This window comes from Mesorhizobium sp. M7A.F.Ca.MR.362.00.0.0 (assembly GCF_004023175.1).
In the GTDB taxonomy this organism is placed as follows: Bacteria; Pseudomonadota; Alphaproteobacteria; order Rhizobiales; family Rhizobiaceae; genus Mesorhizobium.
Genome location: NZ_RZTF01000210.1, coordinates 1 through 7,408 on the forward strand (window position 1 = coordinate 1; position 7,408 = coordinate 7,408).

Here is a 7,408-nt window from a genome sequence, read left to right on the forward strand (position 1 = left end):
GAGCCGAGACCGCCCTTGCCGCTGACCCCGGTGCCCTTCCAGCCGCAGAATGGCTGCGCGCCTGGCCATGCACCCGTCGTTGCGCCGCTCGCACGGTTGGCATAGAGAACCCCCGCTTCGGCGGTATCGAGGAAGTGACGCAACTCTTTTTGGTCGTTGGTAAAGATGCCGGCCGACAATCCGTAGGGGATGTCGTTGCCCTCTTCGATCGCGGCATCGAGACTATCAAAACCGCGGACGACCACGAAAGGCATGAAGAGTTCGTCGCGGGTCAGCCGGCCCGGACCATCAAGTTCGACCACCGTCGGCAGGACGTAGTTGTTCGCAAAGCCCTGGCCCAGGGCGGCGCCCCCAAAATGCACCTTGCCTTTGCCCTCGACTTCCGACAGCGCTGCCTGGAAACGGCCGACTGTGGCGTCGCCATAGACAGGGCCCATAAAGGTCTCGGCCTTACGAGGATCTCCGACCACCAGCTTTCCAGCGAACGCTACCAGTTTCTCGATGAATTCCGCTTTGACCTTCTCGTCGACATACACGACCGAGCATGCGGAGCACTTCTGGCCTTGCAGGCCAAAAGCGGAGCGCGCCACCCCCTGCGCCGCGCGGTCGAGGTCGGCCTTGCTCGTCACGTAGGCGGGGTTCTTGCCACCCATTTCGGCGATGACGGGCTTCATGTGGGACAGCGTTGCCATATGACGGAAGATGCTCATGCCGGTCTTATGGGAGCCGGTGAATGCAACGCCGTCGATGCCGTTGTCGGTGGCAAGAAGGCGCCCCACCTCTCCATCGCCAAGCACGATGTTGAAAACACCTTCGGGCAAGCCCGCTTTGCGAAGCGTTTCGGCAATCAGCAGTCCGGTCAGCGCGCAACCCGGCGACGGCTTGTAGACCACCGCATTGCCTGTCAACAGCGCACCCGTGACCATGCCGATCGACAAGGCGAGCGGAAAGTTGAAAGGAGCGATGACCGCGAAGACGCCATAGGGCTTCATGACGCTCGTAGCAGTCTCGTTTTCGACCAACACGTTCATGGGCCGGACGAACCCGTTGTTCGCCTTCATCTCCGATGCGTAGTACTCGACCATGTCGAGGCATTCCTCGGCTTCGCCGACTGCCTCGATGCGGGACTTTCCGATCTCGTAGAGCGCCGCCAAACCGAGGTCATATTTCCGCTCCGCCAGTGCCTCTCGCCAGCGGGCGCCGAATGCAAGGCGATCGTCCAGCGTCGAACGGTTCCAGGTCTTCGCGCCGACCCGGGCTGCCTGGATCGCGGACTTGACGTCCGACGGGATTGAAACCGGGAACTTGCCGAGAGAGATCTTCTTGTCGATAGGGCTCAGGATCTCTTTCCGAGCGCCAGTCGCAAACGGCGTCGACCACTCGCGACCCAGTGTGTTCTTCTCGAAATCCGGGATCATTGCATCGAGGTGAGCGTGAACAGGGGAAAAATCCACCCCAATGTTCGAGTAGGTCACACGCGGGAGTTCAGCCATTTCAAGTTCCTCCGAAAATCGGTATTTATCCCGATAATCAGGATTTGGCTTGCGAGTCAATCGAGGGGACCATAAAATGGAAATAATACCGAATTTCGGTATTGTTCGTGAGGAGATTTCGGGTTCGGGTTACCTGGCGGAGCCCGACAGCCGAGGGCGTGCGGCCGTTCGGCTATTCTACGGAGCCCCTCGGACTCGACGCGCGGCGGGATAACGAGAGACCGACCTTGCCCCTCATGTCTGTTTTGAACGATAACCTTCTTGCAGTCGCAATTGTCAGATCGGCGTAGGTGCCCTTGAATACGAAATCGAAGAAGCCGAGCGCCAAGGACAGTCCCCTCGAGCGCTACATCTCGATCATGGAAACGGTCGCGCCGTTCGAGCATGGCTTGACGGCGATCGAGCTCGAAACGACGCTTGGACTGCCCAAAACCACGATCAACAGGCTGCTGCATGCCTTGATCGAAAGCGGGATGATCACCGCCGAGAGCGTTCGCAATCGGACATACCGCCTCGGCGATCGCTTGCTGCAGCTGCTACAGATGTCTCCGGATAGCGGCTGGCTGACGACGCTCGCGCAGCGGCCGCTTCAGGATTTGGCCGACCGCACCGGCCAGTCGGCGTTCCTGTCGAAGTTCGACGGTACCGAGGTGCGCTCGGTCACCTGCGTCGCGCCCGACACTCCGGTCCGGACCTATGTCATGCCGGGTATGGCCATGCCTGTAAATGCGACCGCTTCGGCCAAGGCGATCCTTGCGTTTCATCCGCAGGAGACCGTGAACAGGATCCTGGCGACCGAGCTGCGCAGCTATACCGATCGGACTAAAACGAAGATCGCGGAGTTGACCAGGGAATTGGCGGAGGTTCGGCAGCAGGGCTATGCCATGGACCTGGCCGAGCATGTTCCGGGCCTGGGCTCGATCGCATTTCCGATAAGGCCGACGAGCGGTGAGGTGATGTACGCGGTGGGACTTACGGGACCCTACGGTCAGATCATAGAGCAAAACTTCAAGCAGCATTGCTCGGCGCTCGCAGAAGCCGCCCAGCGCATGGCGAAGCTGGCGCAGATGCACGCCTACAACGGATCGGCTATGGCCGCAAAGAGTGCTGCAGCGGATCAGCGATAGGTCGGTGCTTGAGAGGCCGGTCATCGCGCGAAGAGATGTTGCGCTTTGAACCTGTAGTTCGCGATATGTTCTCGACGGAAGTGAATGTCCGGCTCCATCCCTCTGAGAACCACCCAATAGAAAACCTTAAACTTGGAGGCTCGCCCATTGCATTCAGAGTAGCTGCTCGGATGGCAGATAATCTACATCGACCACCAGCGCGATTTCGCCGGCGTGAAGCTGTCGACCTGGCCGAAAGCGATCAATCAGTCGATGCGGATGGACATGCAGAACCTGATGGGAACGATCGCCGACACTCTCCATTCGGTGTGAAGGCGATCGGGGCATTGGTACTGACGTTCACAACAAGGGCGGCACGCGCGCCAGAAATTCGATGCCTCGTCAAATTTTGCTAAAGCCGAGCGGGCAGCCAAGGCAGCAATATATAGCTCGTGTTTTCCGAGCCGCCAGCCCCGAAGATCGGGACGGCACTGATTTCAGGCAAACTTGCTGCGGGGTTGTCGTGGCTTTATGGCTCGGCGAAAAACTTACCCTCGGCAAGCATGGTTTCGATGCCGGCCAGCAATTCGCGATTTATGCCGGTGGAAGTCCCTTTCGACGCAAGGTGCGCCACCAGCGCGCCGCTGCGAAGATTGCCGGCCGCACCGGGCGCGTTGGGACAGCCGCCTAGCCCGCCGGCAGCGGCATCGAACACCCTGAGCCCGAGGTCCCAGGCAGCATCGACGTTGGCGAGCGCCAGGCCGCCGGTGTCGTGGAAATGCCCGGCCAGCCGCGCAGCCTCTGCTTCTTCGAGGGTTGCCAGCACCATGGCATGCACGCGCTCGGGTGTCGCCCTGCCGATCGTGTCGGCAACGGCGATTTCGGCGCAGCCGAGATCGCGCAGGCGCGCGACGACTCTCGCGGCCGCGCCGGGTTCGATCGGGCCTTCATAGGGACAATCGACGGCGCAGGAGACATAGCCCCGCACCGGCAAGGAATGCTCGGCGGCCAGCGCGATCACTGGCACAAAACGAGCCAGCCCTTCCTCGATGGTACAATTGGTGTTTCGTTTCGAAAACGTCTCGGAGGCGCTGGTGAAGACCGCGAGTTCCTGCGCGCCGGCCGCGATCGCGGCCCGCGCACCTTGCTCGTTGGGCACCAGCGCGGACAGCATAAGCCCCGGACGCCGCACAGCGCGCCGCATGACCTCATCATGATCGGCCATCTGCGGCACCCATTTCGGCGAGACGAAAGCCGTCGCCTCGATGCGGGCGAAGCCGCAATCGGCCAGCATGCCGATCAGGCGCAGCTTCTGCCCGGTCGAGACCAGCCGCTTTTCGTTCTGCAGGCCGTCGCGCGGACCGACTTCGACGATCGTGGCCTGCCGATCCCCACCGGGCGATTCAATGGACGGCGGCATACATGATCTTTTCTTCGGAGGCCTCGTCGATGGTCATCTCCTCGACGATACGGCCCTGGCGCGCCACCAGGATGCGGTCCGACAGATTGAGGATTTCAGGCAGATAGGACGAAATAACGACGACGGCCGCGCCCGCATCGGCAAGCCGCTCGATAATCTGATGGATCTCGGCGATGGCGCCGACATCGACGCCGCGCGTCGGCTCGTCGAAGATGATCAGCGACGGCGCCTGGATTAGCGATTTGGCGATGACCACTTTCTGCTGATTGCCGCCGGAAAGCTCGACCACCCGAGCATTGGCGCCGATCGTGCGGACCTTCATCGTCTCGATCCATTCGGCCGATTGCCGGCGCGCTTCGCCAAGGCCGATTACCGAGACCGGGTTGGAGCCTTTGGCCAGCTTGCCGAGGAATACGTTCTGGGCGATGTCCATCGTGTCGAATAGGCCGTCGAGCTTGCGGTCCTCGGTGATATAGGCGACGCCGCGCCGCACGGCCTGCCGTGGCACGCGGAAGTGCACCACCTCGCCGCGCAGCGTGATGCGGCCACCATGGAAAAAGTCACGCTTCAAAACGCCCGCCGCGATCTTCATCATTTCGGTGCGGCCGGCACCGACCAGGCCGAACAGCCCGGTCACCTGGCCGGCAAAGACCGACAGCGTGGCGCTGCGCACCGCCTTACCCATCGAGACGTTCTCGAGCGCCAGCACCTTTTCGCCCGGGCGGCGCGCGACGCGTTTGGCGGCATCGTCGCCATAGAGCGTATCGGTCAGTTGCCGGCCAACCATCGCCTGGACGATTTTCTCGCGGGTGAGATTGCGCGCATCGTCGGTGACGATCAGCGCGCCGTCGCGCAGCACGCTGATGCGGTCGGCGATCGACAGCGCTTCTTCCAGCGCGTGTGAAATGAAGATGATGGAAGCGCCCTCGCCTTTCAGCCGCTCGACCAGGGCGAAGAAGTGCTGCTTTTCCTCCGGCGTCAGCGTCGCCGTCGGCTCGTCGAAGATGAAGATGCGGGCCTTGTGGTGAACCGCGCGGGCGATCTCGACCATCTGCTTCTTGGCGGCGCCGAGCGTCGACACCAGCGCGGTCGGCTCGACATGGAAGTTCAGCCGCTGCAGATGCTGCTGCGCCTTGATGTTGATGCCGCGCAACCGGTTGAAGAAGCTCTCCTCGCCGAGGAAGATGTTCTGGGCGACATTCATCGACGGGATGAGATTGGTTTCCTGGAACACCATGGCGATGCCGTGCTTCATGGCATCGGCGGGCGAGGAAAAGCCAACCGGTTTGCCGTCAATCAGCATCTCGCCCGACGTCAGCGGGTAGAGGCCGGCCAGCACCTTGGTCAACGTCGACTTCCCCGCACCGTTCTCGCCGAGCAGCGCATGGACCTCGCCTTGCCGCAGCGTGAAATCGACGTCGCGCACCGCCGCGTTGCCGGCGAACGCCTTGGTGGCCTTGCGGAACCGGACGATCTCGGCCGCGTGGGGATCAGCCATGCCGGGCTCCACCGGATGTCGCGCCGGGCAGGCGCAGCAGCGTGCCGGAGCCGCGCGATGCGGCGTAGACGCTGCCGCCATGCTCACAGACGGAGGTGACGCCATGCATGCTGCCGTCGGCGCGGCTGTGCCAGCTTTCGCTGGGCCGGCCGCCGTCGTCGCAGCGCGCGACGAGGCCGTAGGAGCGCGATGGCGCCCACGGCTTCAGCACGCCCATCTGCCGGACCAGCCGCTGAGCCAGGGCTCGGTCCGGCCGCGCCGATCCGGCGAGTTCCGGCCCGATCCATTCGCCGGGATCGATCGTCGCCATCATCTCGCGGCGATAATCGTCCTCGCGCAGCACCAGTTCGAGAAGCTGGCGGCGCGGCGCGAACAGCGCCATCCAGAAGCCGCCATCGGAAGCGGCCGACAGGCGCGACGGATAGGCCGGCAGATCTTCCACGATCGCCACCGGATGGGGGGATTTCCGATCGAGGGCGACGATACGATGGCGCCAGCTTTCGCTGATCGCCAGACGGCCGTTGCCGAGCATGACCGCGCCGTTGGGAAATGCCAATCCGGTTGCAAGCTCACGCTGGGAGCCGCTGTCCGGATCGATGGCGAGCACGACGCCGCTGCTGCCGCCCTCCATCAGATCGCGCTTCCAGTCGCGCGCCGGATGCTTGCGCGAGCCGACACACAGGTAGAGCGAGCCATCCACGGTAAAGAGCCCGGCGGTGAGGCAGGACGCCACGCCGCCTGGCAAGCCGATGCGCCTCCAGGTGCCCGGCTGCCCGATTTGCAGGCCCTCACCCTCGATGCCGACGGCAAGGCGGCCATCGGGCGCGGATGCGACAAAGCTGATCGGCGCCGCGAACTCCGCTATTGCGACCGCCGAAGCGCCCGCTCTCCCAAGGTCGATCCGGAAGAGCGTGTTGCCGCTGCTGCACAGCAGTCTCGCTGGCGACGCAACGAGATTGTCGATCGCGGGAAGCGACAGGAGCCGCTCCGCCTCTTCCAGGCGGTTGTCCGGTTTGAAGACGCCGTCCATGGCCGGCACGCTGATGCCGGCATCATCAGCCGAAAACAGCCGGCGGACGAACGTGCCTAACCCCGCCATCAGCGCTTCCCCCAGTAATCGTCATGCGCCGTCCATTGCGGATCGGCGCCTTCGATGCGAACGCGGCCGATGCGGTTGTTGGAGACGCCGCCCAGATAGAGCCAGCCCTTGTGCTCGCAGGTCGAGGTGATCGAGGGATGGTTTTCGCCGGCCTCGTCCCACAACGCGTCGATGATCTCGCCGGTTTCCGACACGCGCAGCACGCAGCCGCGATTGATGTTGGGGAACAGCCATTCGTCGGCGGCGATCCGCTTGGCCATGCGGCGGCGAAAACCCGGCTTGCGCATGGCGAGATCGAAGGTTCTGGTGCGCATGCCGAGCAGCGCGATCCAGTAGGTTCCGTCGGAGCCGCGGTTGAGATTGTCGGGATAGCCTGGCAAATTGTCGAGGAAGATTTCACGCTTGCCCTTGTCCGGTCCGTCGAACCAGAAGCGGCTGATGCGGCACGCCCATGTCTCGGCAAAGAGCAGCGACTGGCCGTCGCGGCAAATGGTGACGCCGTTGGGAAAGATCAGGCCGCGCAATATGGTGCGGGTCGAGCCGGTCCTCGGATCATGGCAGATCAGCCGGCCGTTGCCCCTGCCCTCCAGCGCATCGACCGCCCATTCAGACATCTCGTAGCGGATCGTCGCTTCACTGAAGAAGATGCGCCCGTCCGGCGCGATGTCGAGATCGTCGGGAAGCCTCAGCCGCGAATCGTCGATCACCGACAGCAGGCTGCGATTGGTTTCGTCGGTGACCTTCGCCACCGTCCCGTCCGGCGAGACGCGGTAGACGCCCATGCCGCCGACG

At 63.2% G+C, this 7,408-nt stretch carries 6 protein-coding genes; 1 reads left to right on the forward strand and 5 read right to left on the reverse strand.

All coding sequences use genetic code 11. The annotated features are described in order from the left end of the window. Positions 1-1,493 (reverse strand): aldehyde dehydrogenase family protein (locus EOC06_RS22905; RefSeq protein WP_128308854.1); only part of this gene is annotated, 1,493 nt, incomplete at its 3' end. 290 nt (positions 1,494-1,783) lie between these two features. On the opposite strand from EOC06_RS22905, the gene EOC06_RS22910 reads away from it, so the two are divergent. Continuing rightward, positions 1,784-2,620, forward strand: a complete 837-nt coding sequence (locus EOC06_RS22910; protein WP_256746366.1) for an IclR family transcriptional regulator — start codon at positions 1,784-1,786, stop codon at positions 2,618-2,620. Positions 2,621-3,128: 508 nt separating this feature from the next. Here EOC06_RS22910 and EOC06_RS22915 read toward each other — a convergent pair. From EOC06_RS22915 to EOC06_RS43240, 4 genes are all read right to left on the reverse strand, one after another. Next, entirely contained in the window at positions 3,129-4,019 is an 891-nt protein-coding gene (locus tag EOC06_RS22915; protein ID WP_128308855.1) for a hydroxymethylglutaryl-CoA lyase, read from the reverse strand. Continuing rightward, the gene (locus EOC06_RS22920) at positions 4,003-5,517 is read right to left on the reverse strand and encodes a sugar ABC transporter ATP-binding protein (RefSeq protein ID WP_128308856.1); all 1,515 of its coding nucleotides are present in this window, start codon (positions 5,515-5,517) and stop codon (positions 4,003-4,005) included. The genes EOC06_RS22915 and EOC06_RS22920 overlap by 17 nt, the downstream gene beginning before the upstream one ends. Next, positions 5,510-6,616: a strictosidine synthase gene (locus EOC06_RS22925; protein ID WP_128308857.1), complete on the reverse strand. Its 1,107-nt coding sequence runs from the start codon at positions 6,614-6,616 to the stop codon at positions 5,510-5,512. Before EOC06_RS22925 ends, EOC06_RS22920 begins: the two co-directional genes overlap by 8 nt. Continuing rightward, on the reverse strand, positions 6,616-7,408 hold a 793-nt coding region (locus tag EOC06_RS43240; protein ID WP_245469929.1), incomplete at its 5' end, for an SMP-30/gluconolactonase/LRE family protein. The genes EOC06_RS22925 and EOC06_RS43240, both read right to left, overlap by 1 nt.

Coding starts and splice junctions, on each gene's coding strand:
- EOC06_RS22915 (WP_128308855.1), bottom strand. CDS start 4,019: ATGCCGCCGTCCATTGAATCGCCCGGTGGGGATCGGCAGGCCACGATC.
- EOC06_RS22920 (WP_128308856.1), bottom strand. CDS start 5,517: ATGGCTGATCCCCACGCGGCCGAGATCGTCCGGTTCCGCAAGGCCACC.
- EOC06_RS22925 (WP_128308857.1), bottom strand. CDS start 6,616: ATGGCGGGGTTAGGCACGTTCGTCCGCCGGCTGTTTTCGGCTGATGAT.